At 74.0% G+C, this 16,042-nt stretch carries 15 protein-coding genes; 11 read left to right on the top strand and 4 right to left on the bottom strand.

From position 1 onward, the window contains the following. The first annotated feature begins 19 nt into the window (after nt 1–19). Nucleotides 20–1,240, top strand: a complete 1,221-nt coding sequence (gene dusB / locus EYB28_RS13415) for a tRNA dihydrouridine synthase DusB (protein ID WP_255461524.1) — start codon at nt 20–22, stop codon at nt 1,238–1,240. Nucleotides 1,241–1,318: 78 nt separating this feature from the next. Here dusB and EYB28_RS13410 read toward each other — a convergent pair whose 3' ends face one another. Further along, nucleotides 1,319–3,088 carry a glycoside hydrolase family 13 protein gene (locus tag EYB28_RS13410; RefSeq protein WP_166848744.1) on the bottom strand — a complete coding sequence of 590 codons (1,770 nt, stop codon included), beginning with the start codon at nt 3,086–3,088 and terminating at the stop codon, nt 1,319–1,321. A 111-nt stretch (nt 3,089–3,199) separates the two neighbouring features. Continuing rightward, nucleotides 3,200–4,222, bottom strand: coding sequence for a LacI family DNA-binding transcriptional regulator (locus EYB28_RS13405; protein ID WP_240930557.1), 1,023 nt, complete (start codon nt 4,220–4,222; stop codon nt 3,200–3,202). Nucleotides 4,223–4,443: 221 nt separating this feature from the next. On the opposite strand from EYB28_RS13405, the gene EYB28_RS13400 reads away from it, so the two are divergent. The 7 genes from EYB28_RS13400 to EYB28_RS13370 all read left to right on the top strand — a co-directional run bounded on the left by EYB28_RS13400 (nt 4,444) and on the right by EYB28_RS13370 (nt 12,168). Continuing rightward, a complete protein-coding gene (locus tag EYB28_RS13400) occupies nt 4,444–5,691 on the top strand; it encodes a maltose ABC transporter substrate-binding protein (RefSeq protein WP_166848737.1) in 1,248 nt (415 codons plus the stop codon). Continuing rightward, nucleotides 5,691–7,271 carry an ABC transporter permease subunit gene (locus tag EYB28_RS13395; protein ID WP_166848734.1) on the top strand — a complete coding sequence of 527 codons (1,581 nt, stop codon included), beginning with the start codon at nt 5,691–5,693 and terminating at the stop codon, nt 7,269–7,271. The genes EYB28_RS13400 and EYB28_RS13395 overlap by 1 nt, the downstream gene beginning before the upstream one ends. Further along, nucleotides 7,271–8,194: a sugar ABC transporter permease gene (locus tag EYB28_RS13390; RefSeq protein WP_166848731.1), complete on the top strand. Its 924-nt coding sequence runs from the start codon at nt 7,271–7,273 to the stop codon at nt 8,192–8,194. Before EYB28_RS13395 ends, EYB28_RS13390 begins: the two co-directional genes overlap by 1 nt. Nucleotides 8,195–8,265: 71 nt before the next feature. Continuing rightward, the gene (locus EYB28_RS13385; RefSeq protein ID WP_166848728.1) at nt 8,266–8,829 is read left to right on the top strand and encodes a hypothetical protein; all 564 of its coding nucleotides are present in this window, start codon (nt 8,266–8,268) and stop codon (nt 8,827–8,829) included. A 99-nt stretch (nt 8,830–8,928) separates the two neighbouring features. Further along, nucleotides 8,929–10,788: a glycoside hydrolase family 13 protein gene (locus EYB28_RS13380; protein WP_240930556.1), complete on the top strand. Its 1,860-nt coding sequence runs from the start codon at nt 8,929–8,931 to the stop codon at nt 10,786–10,788. A gap of 72 nt (nt 10,789–10,860) precedes the next feature. Beyond that, nucleotides 10,861–11,370 (top strand): mycothiol transferase, encoded by a 510-nt coding sequence (locus tag EYB28_RS13375; protein ID WP_166848725.1) that lies wholly within the window; start codon nt 10,861–10,863, stop codon nt 11,368–11,370. A gap of 42 nt (nt 11,371–11,412) precedes the next feature. Beyond that, the gene (locus tag EYB28_RS13370; RefSeq protein WP_240930555.1) at nt 11,413–12,168 is read left to right on the top strand and encodes a metallophosphoesterase; all 756 of its coding nucleotides are present in this window, start codon (nt 11,413–11,415) and stop codon (nt 12,166–12,168) included. Nucleotides 12,169–12,180: 12 nt separating this feature from the next. On the opposite strand, the gene EYB28_RS13365 is transcribed toward EYB28_RS13370, so the two are convergent. After that, the gene (locus EYB28_RS13365; RefSeq protein ID WP_166848722.1) at nt 12,181–12,687 is read right to left on the bottom strand and encodes a MarR family winged helix-turn-helix transcriptional regulator; all 507 of its coding nucleotides are present in this window, start codon (nt 12,685–12,687) and stop codon (nt 12,181–12,183) included. Between the two features lie 98 nt (nt 12,688–12,785). Here EYB28_RS13365 and EYB28_RS13360 point away from each other — a divergent pair, with 98 nt between their 5' ends. Both EYB28_RS13360 and EYB28_RS13355 read left to right on the top strand, forming a co-directional pair. Then, on the top strand, nt 12,786–13,232 hold the full coding sequence (locus EYB28_RS13360) for a DoxX family protein (protein WP_166848719.1): 447 nt from the start codon (nt 12,786–12,788) through the stop codon (nt 13,230–13,232). A 49-nt stretch (nt 13,233–13,281) separates the two neighbouring features. After that, nucleotides 13,282–14,577 carry a deoxyguanosinetriphosphate triphosphohydrolase gene (locus EYB28_RS13355; protein WP_370459512.1) on the top strand — a complete coding sequence of 432 codons (1,296 nt, stop codon included), beginning with the start codon at nt 13,282–13,284 and terminating at the stop codon, nt 14,575–14,577. Between the two features lie 64 nt (nt 14,578–14,641). Here the strand turns inward: EYB28_RS13355 and EYB28_RS13350 are convergent, their stop codons facing one another. Further along, entirely contained in the window at nt 14,642–15,091 is a 450-nt protein-coding gene (locus EYB28_RS13350; protein ID WP_166848713.1) for a VOC family protein, read from the bottom strand. A gap of 83 nt (nt 15,092–15,174) precedes the next feature. Here EYB28_RS13350 and EYB28_RS13345 point away from each other — a divergent pair, with 83 nt between their 5' ends. After that, a complete protein-coding gene (locus EYB28_RS13345; protein ID WP_166848710.1) occupies nt 15,175–16,041 on the top strand; it encodes a helix-turn-helix domain-containing protein in 867 nt (288 codons plus the stop codon). Nucleotide 16,042 lies beyond the last annotated feature (1 nt).

Here is a 16,042-nt window from a genome sequence, read left to right as displayed (position 1 = left end):
GCTTTGCGACAATGGGGGCGTGACTTCCGCCGTCGAGACCGTCAGCACGCCGCACACCGCGTCGGCGGACACCCGTGTGCTCCCGCCGCTGCAGATCGGGCCGATCACCGTGGACACCCCGGTGGTCCTGGCGCCGATGGCGGGCGTGACCAACCGGGCGTTCCGCACCCTGTGCCGCGAGGCCGGGGCGTCCCAGGGGTTCGATCCCGGCCTGTACGTGGCCGAGATGGTAACGAGCCGGGCGCTCGTGGAGCGCAACGTCGAGGCGCTGCGCATCGTGACGTTCGGCCCCGAGGAGACGCCGCGCTCCGCCCAGGTGTACGGCGTCGACCCGGCCACGGTGGGCGCCGCCGTGGCGATCATCGCCGGCGAGGACCGCGCCGACCACGTCGACCTCAACTTCGGCTGCCCCGTGCCCAAGGTGACCCGCAAGGGCGGCGGCGCGGCGCTGCCGTGGAAGCGGCAGCTCTTCACCGACATCGTGTCCGCGGCGGTGCGGGCGGCGGAGCCGCACGGCGTCCCGGTGACGGTGAAGATGCGCGTAGGGATCGACGACGAGCACCACACGTACCTCGAGGCGGGGCGGATCGCCGAGTCGCTCGGGGTCGCGGCGGTCGCCCTGCACGGCCGCACCGCCGCCCAGCACTACTCGGGCACCGCGGACTGGACGGCGATCGCGCGGCTCAAGGAGGCGGTGCGCACCGTCCCGGTGCTCGGCAACGGCGACATCTGGTCCGCCGAGGACGCGGTGCGCATGGTGCGCGAGACGGGTGCCGACGGCGTCGTCGTCGGGCGCGGGTGCCAGGGGCGGCCGTGGCTGTTCGCCGACCTCGCGGCCGCGTTCCACGGCTCCGACGTCCGGGTCCGCCCGGTCCTGCGCGAGGTCGCGGACACCGTCTACCGGCACGGCGAGCTGATGATCGACTACTTCGACGGCGACGAGGGCAAGGGCATGCGCGACCTGCGCAAGCACATGGCCTGGTACCTCAAGGGCTACCCGGTCGGCGGGGAGCTGCGGCACGAGCTGGCGCTGGTGTCCACGCTCGCCGAGTTGCGCGAGCGCCTCGACGCCCTCGACCTCACGCTCGGCTACCCGGGCGAGGACGCCGAGGGGCCGAGGGGCCGCGCCGGCTCGCCCAAGAGGCCGCACCTGCCGTACGGGTGGCTGGACTCCCGCGAGCTCGACGCCGAGTTCGAGGCGAGGCTGCGCGAGGCGGAGCTCAGCGTCTCCGGCGGCTGACGGCTCCGGGAGCAGCACGAGAACGACCTGAGGGGCGCCACCCGCACGGGTGGCGCCCCTCAGGTCGTTCTCGGCGTGTCAGGCGCGGAGCCAGACCGTCGTGTCCGCGGGCAGGGTGCCGTCGGCTGCCAACGGGCCGGAGGCGAGCAGCACCTCGGCGCCGTCGGGCAGCGCGACGGGAGACGCGCCCAGGTTGGCGACGACGGTGACACCGCGGTTGCGCCCGGCGATGACGTCGGGGGAGTCCGCCCAGACGTCCAGCCAGGCGAGCCCGCCGTGGCCCAGCTCCTCGGTGCGCCGCGTCGCGAGGGCGGCGCGGTACAGCTCGAGCGTCGAGCCCGGGACGCCGTCCTGCACGTCCGCCGCGTACCGGGCGAAGGACTCGGGCTGCGGCAGCCACGTCGCGCCGGTCGGCCCGAACCCGAAGCCCGGCGCGTCCGCCGTCCACGGGAGCGGCACGCGGCACCCGTCCCGGCCGGCCTCGGCGCCCTCGGTGCGGAAGAACGCCGGGTCCTGGCGCACCTCGGCGGGCAGCGTGGTGTGCTCGGGCAGGCCCAGCTCCTCGCCCTGGTACAGGTACGCCGAGCCCGGCAGCGCGAGCATCAGCAGCGTGGCCGCGCGGGCGCGGCGCAGCCCCAGCTCCTCGTCCGGCTGCGGGTCGGTGGCGAAGAGCCCGTTGGGGCGCACGCCGAGGTCCGGCAGGCCGAGGCGCGACGGGTGACGCACCACGTCGTGGTTGGAGAGCACCCACGTGGTGGGCGCGCCGACGGCGTCGTTGGCGCGGTACGACGCCTCGATGACCCGCCGCAGCGCGGCGGCGTCCCACCCGGTGGTGAGGAAGGAGAAGTTGAACGCCTGGTGCATCTCGTCGGGCCGCACGTAGCGGGCGAGCCGGCTCAGCGGCTCGACCCAGGCCTCGGCCACCAGTGCCCGGTCGCCCTCGTAGGCGGCGAGCACCCGGTGCCAGTCCCGGTAGATCTCGTGCACGCCGTCCTGGTCGAACATGGGCCCGGAGTTGCCGGCGCCGGTCGAGCCGTCCTCGGGCGCGCCGGGGGCGGCGTCGTCGCCGGTGGCGTCGCCCGCGCCGGCGACCATCTCGACGTGGCCGTCCCAGTCGGGCAGCCCGTCGGCCTTGACCATGCCGTGCGCGACGTCGACGCGGAAGCCGTCCACGCCGCGGTCGAGCCAGAAGCGCAGCACGGCCTCGAACTCGGCGCGTACCTCGGGGTGCGTCCAGTCGAGGTCCGGCTGCGTGGAGTCGAACAGGTGCAGGTACCACTGCCCGTCCTCCACGCGGGTCCACGCGGGCCCGCCGAAGATGGACTGCCAGTTGTTCGGCGGCTCGTCGCCGCCCGGGCCGCGGCCGTCGCGGAACAGGTACCGGGCGCGCTCGGGGGAGCCGGGGGCCGCGGCGAGGGCCGCGGCGAACCACTCGTGCTGGTCCGAGGTGTGGTTGGGGACCAGGTCGACGACGACGCGCATGCCGCGCTCGTGGGCGCCCGCGAGCATCTCGTCGAAGTCGGCCAGCGTGCCGAACAGCGGGTCGACGTCGCGGTAGTCGGCGACGTCGTAGCCGGCGTCGTTCTGCGGGGACCGGTAGAACGGCGAGAGCCAGATCGCGTCCACGCCGAGGCGCCGCAGGTGGTCGAGGTGCGCGGTGACGCCGGGGAGGTCGCCGATCCCGTCGCCGTTCCCGTCGGCGAACGAGCGCGGGTAGACCTGGTAGATCACGGCGTCGCGCCACCACTCGCGGGCCGCGTCGCTGCCCACGTGCACGACGGAGCGGGCCGCGGCGTCGGGACCGGGCCGCGGGCTCCCGGCGGTCGTGGTCGGCTGGGTGGTCGTCATCGGGGCTTCCTCACCTGTCGGGTCGGCACTCTCGGTCGTCGGGTCCTGCGGTCCCTGAATCGAGTGTAAGCCTTGCTGCAACGATTGCAGCGACGGGCGGGCCCCGGCACCTCAGCCGCGGGGTGCCGCCCCCGTCGAGCCGCGGACCACGAGCTCGGGGCTGAAGAGCAGCTCGGTGCGGGGCGCGCGCTCCCCGTGGATCTCGGTGAGCAGCGCGCTGACCGCGGCCCGGGCCATGGCCTCGACCGGCTGGCGGACCGTGGTCAGCGGCGGGTCGGTGAAGGCGATGAGGGGCGCGTCGTCGTACCCCACGACCGACACGTCGTCCGGGACCGCGAGCCCGCGGGACCGCACCGTGCGCACGGCACCGAGCGCCATGAGATCGGAGGCGCAGACGATCGCGGTGTGCCCGGCGTCGAGGAGCTCCGCGGCCGCCGCCTGCCCGCCCTCGAGCGTGAACAGGCTGGAGCGCACGTGCTCGCGCGCCGCCTCCTCGTCGCTCGCGAGCCCCCGCGCCACGAGCGCCTTGGTGAAACCGGCGACCTTGCGCTGCACGGGCACGTACCGGTCCGGCCCGGTGGCCAGCCCGATGCGGGAGTGGCCGAGGGACACCAGGTGCTGCACGGCGACGTCCACGCTCGCGGCGTCGTCCGGGGAGACGAACGGGGCGTCGATGCCCGGCGCGTAGCCGTTGACCAGCACGATGGGCACGCCCTGGCTGCGCAGCAGCTCGTAGCGGGAGTGGTCGGCCCGGGTGTCGGCGTGCAGGCCGGAGATGAAGACGATCCCGTCGACGCTGTGGTCGACGAGCGTGCTGACGTACTCGTCCTCCGTGGTGCCGCCCGGGGCCTGCGTGCACAGCAGGGGGGTGTAGCCGCGCTGGGCGAGGATCGACTCGATGGCCTGGGCGAACGCGGGGAAGACCGGGTTGACCAGCTCGGGGACGATGAGGCCCACGAGGCCGGCGGAGCGCCCGCGCAGCAGCGAGGGGCGCTCGTAGCCGAGGACGTCCAGGGCGGCGAGCACGGCCTGGCGCGTCGAGCTGGCCACGCCGGGCTTGCCGTTGAGCACGCGCGAGACCGTCGCGGTGGACACTCCGGCCTGCTCGGCCAGGTCGCTCAGGCGTGTTCGCACCCGAGTGATCGTAAGGGACACCGGACCTCCTCGTCCTGAGGTGAGACGACGCCGCTCCCGGACGCGGTGCGGCCGGGCGGCGTCGTGGCTGTCGAAGCATGCTGAAAACGCGTTGCTGAAAAGTTATCGCAAGATCTTGCAATCCGCGCATCCGCTCCGTACGTTGTGGGCCAGCAGGGCCCGCCGACGGGCCGTGGACCGACGACATGGGAGAACACACGATGCGACGGAGCATCCTTCTTGCCTCCGCCCTGGCGACGACGCTCGCCCTCACGGCGTGCGGCAGCGGGAGCGGCACGGGCGCCGAGGAGACCGAGGAGCCGGGCGCGGGCGAGTCCGCCGCGGCCGGTGAGGCCTCCGGCTCGCTGACCGTGTGGGTCGACGAGACCCGCGAGGCCGCCGTCCAGCAGGCGGCGACGGCGTTCGAGGACGAGACCGGCGTGGACGTCGAGCTCGTGCAGAAGAACTACGAGGACATCCGCACCGACTTCATCGCCCAGGTCCCCTCGGGCAAGGGCCCCGACGTCACCGTCGGCGCGCACGACTGGCTCGGCGAGCTCACCGCGAACGGCGTCGTCGCACCCATCGAGCTCGGCGACATGGCCGGCGCCTTCGAGGACGTCGCGGTGCAGGCGTTCACCGCCGACGGCCAGGTGTACGGGCTCCCGTACGCGATCGAGAACATCGCGCTCATCCGCAACACGGAGCTGGCGCCCGAGGCGCCCGCCACCTACGACGACATGATCGCCGCGGGCAAGAAGGCGGGCACGAAGTTCCCGTTCCTCGTCCAGTCCGACGGCGAGAAGGGCGACCCGTACACGTACTACCCGTTCCAGACGTCGTTCGGTGCCCCCGTCTTCGAGCAGAACGACGACGGCTCCTACCGCCCGGAGCTCGCGCTCGGCGGCGAGAACGGCGAGGCCTACGCGGCCTGGCTCGCCGAGCAGGGCGAGGCCGGCAACCTCGACATCGACATCTCCTACGACATCGCCGTCGAGGCGTTCGCGAAGGGCAAGTCGCCGTTCATCATCGGCGGGCCGTGGATGCTCGAGCAGTTCGCGGACCTCGACCTCGCGATCGACCCGATCCCGGCGCCCGGTGACCAGCCCGCGCAGCCGTTCGTCGGCGTCCAGGGCTTCTACGTCAGCGCGCAGAGCGAGAACGCGCTGCTGGCCAACGACTTCCTCGTGAACTACCTGTCGACGCCCGAGGCGCAGACGGCGCTGTTCGAGGCCGGCGGACGCCCGCCGGCGCTCACCGAGGCCGCCGACGCGGCGTCGTCCGACCCGGTCGTGGCCGGCTTCCGCGAGGTCGGCGCCGACGCGGTGCCGATGCCGTCGATCCCGGAGATGGCCTCCGTGTGGGGCTTCTGGGGCGTCACCGAGGCGAGCATCATCTCGGGCAAGGCGAAGGACCCGGCGAAGGCCTGGGACAAGATGGTCTCCGACATCGAGGGTGAAATCGGCTGATGTCGCTGGTGCGCCTCCGGCGTGACGAGGCCGGCACCGGGTCGGGGACCCGGGCCGGCCTCGTCGCCAAGCTCGTCCTCATGGGCCTCGTGAACGCCCTCGGCCTGTACGGCGTCCTCGCCGCGTGGCAGGCCGGGTCGTGGGGGATCGTCGCGGCGGCCCTCGTGCTCCTCGTCGCCGCCGACGCCGTCTACTTCTCGCGTCGTGCCCTGCCGGGCAAGTACATCCTGCCCGGGCTGGTCTTCCTGCTGGTCTTCCAGATCTTCGTGGTCGTCTACACCGGCTACGTCGCCTTCACCAACTACGGCGACGGCCACAACTCCACCAAGGAGCAGGCCGTCGAGGCGCTGCTGGCGCAGAACGAGCGGCGCGTCGAGGGCTCGCCCTCCTCGCCGCTGACCGTGGTCGCCTCGGACGACGGCGAGCTCGGGTTCGCCGTCGTCGACGACGCCGGGCAGGTCGAGGTGGGTGCCGCCGACGAGCCGCTCGAGGCCGTCGAGGGCGCCACCGTGACCGACGGGCGCGCCACCGAGGTGCCCGGGTGGACCGTGCTCGACCGCGCCGAGGTGCTCGAGCGCCAGCAGGAGGTCACCGACCTGCGGGTGCCGGTGTCCGACGACGCGGCGGCCGGGTCGGTCCGCACGCAGGACGCCCGCACGGGGTACGTCTTCGAGCCCGTGCTCGTCTACGACGAGTCCGCGGACACGATGACGGACACCACGACCGGCGTCGTGTACACGCCGAACGACGACGGCCAGTTCGAGGCCGCCGACGGCGAGACGCTGCCCGTCGGGTGGCGGGTCACGGTCGGGTTCGAGAACTTCACCACCGCGTTCGGGGACCCGCGCTACTCGGGGCCGTTCGCGAAGATCCTCGTGTGGACGTTCGCGTTCTCGCTGCTGTCGGTCGTCACGACGTTCCTGCTGGGCATGTTCCTGGCCATGGTGTTCAACGAGCCTCGTCTGCGGGGCCGCAAGGTCTACCGCACGCTGATGATCCTGCCGTACGCGATGCCGGGGTTCCTCGCGGCGCTGCTGTGGGCGGGCATGCTCAACACGAGCTTCGGCTTCGTCAACCAGGTGCTGCTCGGCGGGGCGGAGGTGCCGTGGCTCACGGACCCGTGGCTGGCACGGCTGTCGGTCCTCGGGGTCAACCTGTGGCTCGGGTTCCCGTACATGTTCCTCGTGTGCACGGGGGCGCTGCAGTCCCTGCCGGGCGACGTGTACGAGGCCGCGCGGATCGACGGCGCGAGCGGGTGGCGCACCTGGCGGTCGATCACGATGCCGCTGCTGCTGGTGGCCACGGCGCCGCTGCTCATCTCCAGCTTCGCGTTCAACTTCAACAACGTGGCGCTGATCAAGATGCTCACGGACGGCGGGCCGCGGTTCGACGACGCCTCCGTGCCGCTGGGGCACACCGACATCCTCATCTCGATGGTCTACAACGTCTCCGGCCTGGACGGCACGGCGGCCCGCGACTACGGCCTGGCCAGCGCGCTGTCCATCGTGATCTTCGTCGTGGTCGGGATCGTGTCGGCCGTCGCGTTCCGCCAGACCCGCAAGCTCGAGGAGATGGTCTGATGACGACGGTCCGTGCGACACCGGCGACACGGTCGCCGCAAGCGGCCGCGCCCGAGCAGGAGCTGCGCGGGCGCATGCGGCCCGGGCGATGGGCCCGCGAGCTGGGGTGGCGGCACGTGGTGGGCGTCGTGGCCGTGCTGTACGCGGTCTTCCCCCTCGTGTACGTGGTCTCGGCCTCGCTGTCCTCGTCGGGGACGCTGACGGGGTCGAACGAGCTGTTCGCGGAGGTCTCCGGCGCGAACTACGCCGGCCTGTCGGCCACGGAGTTCTGGAGCTGGATGGCGAACACGCTGCAGATCGGCGTCGCCACGGCGGTGGGCACCGTGCTCATGGGCGCGGCGGCCGCGTACGCGTTCAGCCGGTTCCGCTTCGCCGGGCGCCGGTCCGGCCTCACGGCGCTGCTCATCATCCAGATGTTTCCGCAGATGCTCGCCTTCGTGGCGATCTTCCTGCTGCTCATCTCCCTCGGCGAGGTGTTCCCGCTGCTCGGGCTGAACTCCAAGGTGGCGCTGATCTGCGTCTACCTCGGCGGTGCGCTCGGGGTGAACACGTTCCTCATGTACGGGTTCTTCAACACCGTGCCGCGCGAGCTCGACGAGGCCGCGAAGATCGACGGCGCCACGCACGCGCAGATCTACTGGACGATCATCCTGCGGCTCGTGTCGCCGATCCTGGCCGTGGTGGCGCTGCTGAGCTTCATCTCGACGTTCGGGGAGTGGATCCTCGCGCGGGTGATGCTCACCTCGGAGCAGAACTGGACGCTGGCCGTGGGCCTGTACGGCTGGGTGTCCTCCCTGCTGGAGGCGAACTGGGGTCTGTTCGCCGCCGGGGCGGTGCTCTCGGCGATCCCGGTGCTCGCGCTGTTCCTGTTCCTGCAGAAGTACATCGTGGGCGGCCTCACCGCGGGGTCGGTGAAGGGCTGACGCCGGCTCCCGGGTGGCCGGCGCCGGTTTCACCGTGGCGCCGGTCACACCGGGGCCATAGCCTGAACGACATGACCGACGACCCGCGCAGCTACGCACCGGACCTGGGGCGGCTCACCGACGCCGCCGACGACTCGTTCTCCGTACGCCGTGCGTACGGGGAGCCCTACCAGCACGAAGGCCAGCTCATCGTCCCCGTCGCCAAGGTGTGGGGCGGCATCGGCACGGGATCCGGCGGTGGCGCCGGCACGGGTGCGGGCTCCGGCTCCGCCGGGGGCACCGGGCGCGGCTCCGGCAAGGGGGCCCTGCCCGAGTGGAAGCGCTCGTTCCGTGTCGGGTCCTCCGAGGCGCCCGCCGAGGGTGGCCCCGACACCGGGAGCACGGGTGGCGACGCCTCCGGGGAGACCGAGGGCGAGGCCAAGGGGGAGGCCCACGGCGAGGGCTCCGGCTCCGGCGGTGGGGGTGGCGGCGGCTACGGCCTGCGCGTCAAGCCGATCGGCGTCTTCGTGGTCTCCGCGGAGGGGACCCGGTGGCAGCCGGTGCTCGACCTCAACAAGGTGATCCTCGGCGGCCAGGCCGTCGGGATCGCGGCCGCGCTCGCCCTCGGCTGGGCGCTCGGCCGGCGTCGCCGCTGACGTACGGTATCGCGCGGTCCCGGACCGGGGCCGGTGGTTCTGATTCCGTACGGAATGCGGCTCATAGCGTACGGAGTCAGAACCACCGACGGGAGAGGCATGCTGCTCGACGACCCCCATCACGACGGGTCCGCCCTGTTCGTCCCGGACACCACGCCCGCCCTCGGCGACGAGGTGACCGTGCGCGTGCGCGTGCCCAAGGGCGCGGGCGTGCGGGACGTGCGCCTGCGCACCGTGCGCGACGGCGAGCCCCGGATGGAGCCCGCGCGCCACGACGGCGGCGACGCGCACGAGGACTGGTACGCGGCTGACGTCGTGGTGCACCACCCCGTCACGCGGTACCGGTTCTTCCTGGACGTGCCCGGTGGGTACCGGTGGCTGAACGGCACGGGCCTGCACGACCGGGAGGTCCCCGACGCCGCCGACTTCCGGCTCACCACGCACGCCCCGGCACCGTCGTGGCTGACGGACGGGCCGGCCTACCAGGTCTTCCCGGACCGGTTCGCGCGCTCGGCCGCGGCCGGCGGGCGCGAGGCGCCGGACTGGGCCGTGCCCGCCGCCTGGGACGACGAGCCCGCCGGCGCCGGCCCGCTCGCCGGCACGCAGCTGTACGGGGGAGACCTCGACGGGATCGCCCGCCACCTCGACCACCTCCAGGCCCTCGGCGTGCGCACCCTCTACCTCACACCCGTGTTCCCGGGCCGGTCGAACCATCGCTACGACGCGTCCACCTTCGACCACGTCGACCCGCTGCTCGGCGGGGACGAGGCCTACGCGCGGCTGGCCCACGCGGTGCACGCCCGCGGGATGCGGCTCATGGGCGACGTCACCACGAACCACACCGGCGACGGCCACGAGTGGTTCGCCCGGGCGCTGGCCGACCCCGCCTCGCCCGAGCACGGCATGTACCTGTGGGAGGCGGCGGGCCCCGACGTCGTCCACCGTGACGGCGTCCCCGGGTACGTGGGCTGGCTGGGGCACGGGTCGCTGCCCAAGCTGGACTGGGGCAGCGACGAGACGTGGCGCCACATGGTCACCGGCGACGACGCCGTGCTGGCGCGCTGGCTGCGCGAGCCGTACGCCCTGGACGGCTGGCGGGTCGACGTGGCGAACATGACCGGGCGGCGGGGGAGCGCCGACCGGGCGCACGCCGTCGCGCGGGCGCTGCGCGAGCGGCTGGTCGCCGAGCGGCCGGACGCGGCCCTGGTCGCGGAGCACTTCCACGACGCGTCCGGCGACCTGGACGGCGCCGGGTGGCACGCCAACATGAACTACGCGGGCTTCACGCGGCCGGCGTGGTCGTGGCTCGTGCCGGAGGGCAACGACGTGCCCTTCCTCGACCTGCCCGTGCCGGTGCCCCGCCGTCCGGCGTCGGCCATGGTGGCCGCGATGCGGGAGTTCGCGGCTCTGGTGCCGTGGCAGGTCACGGCGGCGCAGTGGAACCTGCTGGGTTCGCACGACACGCCGCGGCTGCGGTCGCTCGTCGGCTCGCCCGAGCTGGTCGAGGTGGCCGCCGGCCTGCTGTTCACCTATCCCGGGACCCCTGTCGTGTTCGCGGGCGACGAGGTCGGCGCGACCGGGACCAACGGCGAGCACGGCCGCACCACCATGGCCTGGGACCAGGCCGCGGTCGGCGGCCCGCGCTGGGACGCCGCGACGCTGGAGGTCTACCGGCGCCTGTCCGCGCTGCGCTCGGGCGTGCCTGCCCTGCGCGACGGCGGGCTGCGCTGGGCCGTCGTGGAGGACGACGCCGTGGCGTACCTGCGCGAGACGCCCGGCGAGCGGGTGCTCGTCGTCCTGGCCCGTGCCCCGTGGGCCGGCTCGACCCTGCCGCGGCACCTGCTGTCGCCCGGGGCGGCGCCGGAGCGGCTGTACGGCGACGTCGCCCTCGACGTCGCGGCGGACGGGCTCCGCGTGGCCGGCGACGGCCCCGCGGTGGGCGTGTGGCGCCTGCGGTGACCCGGTGACCCGGTGACACGGTGTGGCACCGTGGTCGGACCAGTATCCGAGCGAGCCACGGAGGATGCCGCGATGCACGGTGTCGCAGTGCTGCAGGACCTGTACTCCCGCGTCGGCCCCACGGTGCGCCGCGCCGTCCGCGGGCTGGACGACGCCGCCCTGACGCGGCGACTCGACCCCGGCGCCAACACGATCGCCTGGCTGGCCTGGCACATCGGGCGCGACCAGGACGTCCAGGTCGCGGCCGCCGTCGGGCGCCCCCAGGTCTGGACCGCCGGCGGCTGGGACGAGCGGTTCGACGTCCCGTTCGGCCCCGACGACACCGGGTACGGGCACACCCCCGAGGACGTCGCGCGGGTCGTGGCGCCCGCAGCGTTGCTGCTCGGGTACGTCGACGCGGTCCACGCCGAGTCCCTCGACGTGCTCGCGGGCCTCGCGGACGCCGACCTCGACGCCGTCGTCGACCGGGCGTGGGACCCGCCGGTGACCCTCGGCGTGCGCCTGGTGAGCGTCGCGGTCGACTCGCTGCAGCACGCGGCGCAGATCGCGTACGTGCGGGGAGTGCTCGAGCGAGAGGCCTGACGACGCCACGCGGGTCCTTGACCTGCGTGGGAGCATCGTGGCGTGGCTCCGGACCTGGAACGCGTCGCCGTGCTCTCCGACGTGCACGGGAACCTCACCGCGCTGGAGGCCGTGCTGGCGGACGTCGCGGCGCGCGGGATCGAGCGCGTGATCAACCTCGGCGACGACGCCGGCAAGGGGCCCCGCGGGCGCGCCGTCGTCGACCGGCTGCGGGAGGTCTGCGAGGTCGACGTCCGCGGCAACTGGGACGACTTCCTGCCCGGGATCAGTGACGACGGGCCCGCCGAGATGGTCTGGTGGCGCGACGAGCTGCGCGCCGACCAGCGCGCCCGGCTGGCCGGCAAGCCGCTGAGCCATGACCTGCTGCTGTCCGGGCGCCGCGTCCGGCTGTTCCACGCCTCGGCGTCGAGCGTGCACACGCGGGTGAAGCGACAGCACACGCGCGCCGAGTTCCACGGCATGTTCGCCGCGACCGCCCTCACGGGCCCGGGGCCCGAGCCGGACGTCGTCGGGTACGGCGACATCCACCAGGCGTTCGTGGACGTCCATCAGGGCCGCACGCTCTTCAACACCGGCAGTGTCGGCAACGCGATCGACGAGCCGAGCGCGAGCTACGTGGTCCTCGAGGGCGTGCCGGGCGCGGCGGAGCCGGGGCCGTTCGGGCTGCAGATCGTCCGGGTGCCGTACGACGTGGAGGCGGAGCTGGCCGTGGCGCGCGAGGTCGGGATGCCGCAGTACGAGCCGTGGGCGCGTGAGCTGCGCACCGCCGTGTACCGGGGGCTGCAGCCGGTCGGCTGACGACGGGCCCGTTCAGCCCGGCGGGTCGTCGTAGCGGTGGTAGGTCACGGCCATCGACCCCGACGGGTCGAGCCGTCCCAGGACGGCCTCGCAGATCTCGGCCAGCTGGTCGACCTGCTCGTCGGAGAGCGCGTCGATCACGTGGTCGCGCACGGTGCGCACGTGCCCGGGGGCGGCGGCGACCACGAGCGCCCAGCCGTCGTCGGTGAGGTGCGCGTTCGTCGACCGGCCGTCGTCGGGGCAGCGCTCGCGGCGCACGAGCCCGCGGCCCTCGAGTCGGCTCACGACGTGCGACAGCCGGGGGAGCGTCGCGTTGGTCCCGCGGGCCAGCTCGGTCATCCGCAGCGTGCGGGTCTCGGACTCCGACACCATCGCGAGCACGTAGTACTCGAACTCGGTGATGTCGGCGTCGCGGCGCAGCTGCCCGTCCAGCACCCCTGGCAGCAGGTCGAGGACCGCGGCCAGGCGCACCCATGCCTGGAGCTGGCGCCGGTCGAGCCAGGGCACCTCCTCGGTCACGAGACTCCTCCTTCGAAACAGTTGTCGCGACAAGCATCGCGGGTAGGGTTTCGGTTGTCGCAACAACCAAATGCTCCCGCCCCGCTCGAGAGGAACCGATGACCCTCCCCGCCGCGCTCCGTGACCTCGCCATTCTCCTCGCCCGCGTCGCCGTCGGCGCCGTCTTCGTCGCCCACGGCTGGCAGAAGCTGGTCACCAACGGTATCGACGGCACCGCCGCGTTCTTCGAGCAGGTGGGCGTCCCCGCGCCCGCGGCGGCCGCCTGGTTCGCCGCGCTCGTCGAGCTCGTCGGCGGCGCCGCGCTCGTCCTGGGCCTGCTGGTCCCCGTGGCCGGCGCGCTGCTGACGCTGAACATGATCGGCGCGTTCGCCTTCGTGCACGCCGGCAACGGCCTGTTCGTCGACCAGGGCGGCTACGAGCTCGTGCTCGTGCTCGGCGCCGCGTCGCTGCTGCTGGCCGCCGTCGGCTCCGGTCGCCTCGGCGTCGACCACCTGCTCCTCGGCCGCCGGGCCGCCCGCACGGTGCCGGAGCGTCAGAGCGCCTGACTACGCTGGGCCCGTGCAGACGTTCGAGCAGGGCGCGTTCGACCCGACCGTGGTCGGGAGGTTCCCGAGCCCGGCGCCGGGCGAGGTGGGCACCACCGCCTACACGGACCACGACGTCGAGCGCTGGTTCGCCGAGCCGCCCAAGTCCAAGGAGCGCACCCCCTTCGAGCGGGACCGAGCCCGCGTCGTGCACTCGTCCGGCCTGCGCCGCCTCGGGGCCAAGACCCAGGTGCTGGGGCCGGGCAGCGACGACTTCGTGCGCACCCGGCTGACCCACTCCCTGGAGGTGGCGCAGGTCGGCCGGGAGATGGGCCGCGCCCTCGGCTGCGACCCCGATCTCGTGGACACCGCCTGCCTCACGCACGACCTCGGACACCCGCCCTTCGGCCACAACGGCGAGCGGGCGCTCGCGGAGGTCGCCGCGCCGGTCGGCGGGTTCGAGGGCAACGCGCAGACGCTGCGGCTGCTCACCCGGCTCGAGCCCAAGATCTTCGCCGACGACGGCACCCCGCGGGGGCTGAACCTCACGCGCGCCAGCCTGGACGCGTCCGTGAAGTACCCGTGGTCCCTCGGGGACGGCCCGGCGCGCCCGGACGGCGCCCCGACGGCCAAGTTCGGCGTGTACCCCGACGACGCCCCCGTCTTCGCGTGGCTGCGCCAGGGCGCGCCGCGCGGGCGGGTGCGGTGCATGGAGGCGCAGGTGATGGACCTCGCCGACGACATCAGCTACTCCGTGCACGACGTCGAGGACGCCGTCGTCGGCGGGCGCCTCGACCTGCGCATGCTCGACGACGCGGACGAGCGCGCCCGCGTGGCCGAGCACGTGCGCGCCTGGTACGGCGACTGGCACGACCCGGACGCGCTCGACGCCGCGCTGGTCCGGCTGCGCGACGCCGGGTACCTCGTCACCGACTTCGACGGGTCGCGGCGGGCGCTGGCACGGCTCAAGGACGCCACGAGCCAGCTCATCGGCCGGTTCAGCGGGTCGGCGCAGGACGCCACCCGCGAGGTCTACGGCCCCGGGCCGCTCACGCGGTACACGGCGCGGCTGGTCGTGCCGGACGAGACCGCGGACGAGATCCTCGCGCTCAAGGGGGTCGCCGTCACCTACGTCATGGCCCCCCGTGAGGCCGAGCCCCTCTACGGGGCGCAGCGGCAGATCATCGCGGACCTGGTCGAGGTCCTGGCCGACCGGGCGCCCGTCGCGCTCGAGCCGCAGTTCGCGGCCGACTGGCGCGCCGCGGCCGACGACGACGAGCGGCTGCGCGTCGTCGTCGACCAGGTCGCCTCGCTCACCGACGTCTCGGCGATGCAGCTGCACGCCCGCCTGGTGCGGCCGCGCTGACGGGCTCGGGTCGGCGTGCCCGTCGACGGGCCACGCCGACCGGGCACGCCGACCCGAGCGGTCGTCAGGACCCCGACGCCTCGGCCATCCAGGCGTCGCTCGCCCGCTGGATGTCGTCGGCGGTCACGTGCTCGGCCACCTGGGCGAAGAACCACCGGTGCCCGGCCGGGCACCGCACGGCGGCCTGGCGGAACCCCGGGAACCAGTCGGCCGGGTCCTGCGTGCTCGTCGCGCCCGCGGTGACGGCGCGCGCGTGCGCGGCGTCGGCGTCGTCGACGTACAGGGTGAAGGACGACGTCGTCGCGCCGTCCGGCCCGGGCGCGACCGCGCCGTGGTCGGGGAACGCCGCGGCGACCGTGAACGTGGACCCGCCGATCCGCAGGTCGGAGTGGACGATCGTGTCGCCGGCGGTGATGACGTCGAGCACCTCGGCGCCGAGGCCGGCCACGTAGAAGTCGATCGCGGCACGCGGGTCGGCCACGGTGACGTTGGGGTGCAGGGTGGACAGGTCCATGGGGGCCTCCTGGGCGGTGCGGTGGGCTGACGGGACTCATGCTCCTGTCGGCGGGTGGTGCCAGTCTTGGAAGAATGCGACAGGTGTTCGAGCCCACCGCCAGCACCCGCGGCATCGTCGACCCCGGGGCGGCGCGCTTCGACCTGGTCCGCCTGGACCCCGCGCCCGACCTCGCGGACGTCGTGGAGCGGCACTGGGTGATCCGCTGGGACCTGCCTCCGGGGGAGGAGTTCACCCAGGTGGTGATCCCGCACCCGAACGCGAACCTCGTCGCCGAGCCGGACGGCGTCTTTGCCGCCCACGGCATCCCGCCCGGCCTGTTCGCCCGCACGCTGCGCGGTCAGGGCGCCGTCGTCGGCACCAAGCTGCGGCCCGGTGGCCTGCGGCTGCTCCTCGACCGGCCGGACGCCGTCCGGCGGGGTGTGGTCCTGCCGGCTCCGGCGGTCCTGGGGGCCGAGGACGAGGCCGTGGCGGCGGCCGGCGCCGCCGCCGTGGCGGCGGCGCGTGCCGGGGACGACGCGGCGGCCGTCGCGGCCGTGACACCGCTGCTGCGCGTGGCGGCGGCCCGTCGCCGCACGCCCGCCGCGAGCCGGGCGACGCGACGGATCGGCCACGTGCTGGCAGCGACCGTCGGCGGCGCGCTCGGCCCCCACGCCACCGTGCCCGACCTGGCCGCGCTCGCGGGGACCTCGACCCGGTCGCTGCAGCGCCTGTTCGCCCGCTGGGTGGGCGTCAGCCCCGCGTGGGTGCTGCGCCGCCACCGCGTGCACCTCGCGGCGGACCTCCTGGCCGCGGACCCCGCGCGCGGCCTCGCGGAGCTCGCGACGAGCGTCGGCTACTACGACCAGGCGCACTTCACCGACGACTTCTCCCGCGTCGTCGGCACGCCGCCCGGGAGCTTCGCGCGGCGGTGCGCGCGGCCCGCCGAGGGGGCGCTGGCCCGGGCATAGA

This window comes from Isoptericola sp. BMS4 (genome assembly GCF_011634835.1).
Taxonomy (GTDB): domain Bacteria; phylum Actinomycetota; class Actinomycetes; order Actinomycetales; family Cellulomonadaceae; genus Isoptericola.
The sequence above is the reverse complement of the archived record's forward strand: the minus strand, read 5'-3'. Positions and strand labels throughout refer to the sequence as shown.

Bases quoted from the DNA above. Each gene is read 5' to 3' on its own strand.
- EYB28_RS13385 (WP_166848728.1), top strand. From the start codon at position 8,266: ATGACCGACGACCCGCGCAGCTACGCACCGGACCTGGGGCGGCTCACC.
- EYB28_RS13395 (WP_166848734.1), top strand. From the start codon at position 5,691: ATGTCGCTGGTGCGCCTCCGGCGTGACGAGGCCGGCACCGGGTCGGGG.
- EYB28_RS13410 (WP_166848744.1), bottom strand. From the start codon at position 3,088: ATGACGACCACCCAGCCGACCACGACCGCCGGGAGCCCGCGGCCCGGT.
- EYB28_RS13360 (WP_166848719.1), top strand. From the start codon at position 12,786: ATGACCCTCCCCGCCGCGCTCCGTGACCTCGCCATTCTCCTCGCCCGC.
- EYB28_RS13400 (WP_166848737.1), top strand. From the start codon at position 4,444: ATGCGACGGAGCATCCTTCTTGCCTCCGCCCTGGCGACGACGCTCGCC.
- EYB28_RS13380 (WP_240930556.1), top strand. From the start codon at position 8,929: ATGCTGCTCGACGACCCCCATCACGACGGGTCCGCCCTGTTCGTCCCG.
- EYB28_RS13390 (WP_166848731.1), top strand. From the start codon at position 7,271: ATGACGACGGTCCGTGCGACACCGGCGACACGGTCGCCGCAAGCGGCC.
- EYB28_RS13375 (WP_166848725.1), top strand. From the start codon at position 10,861: ATGCACGGTGTCGCAGTGCTGCAGGACCTGTACTCCCGCGTCGGCCCC.
- EYB28_RS13350 (WP_166848713.1), bottom strand. From the start codon at position 15,091: ATGGACCTGTCCACCCTGCACCCCAACGTCACCGTGGCCGACCCGCGT.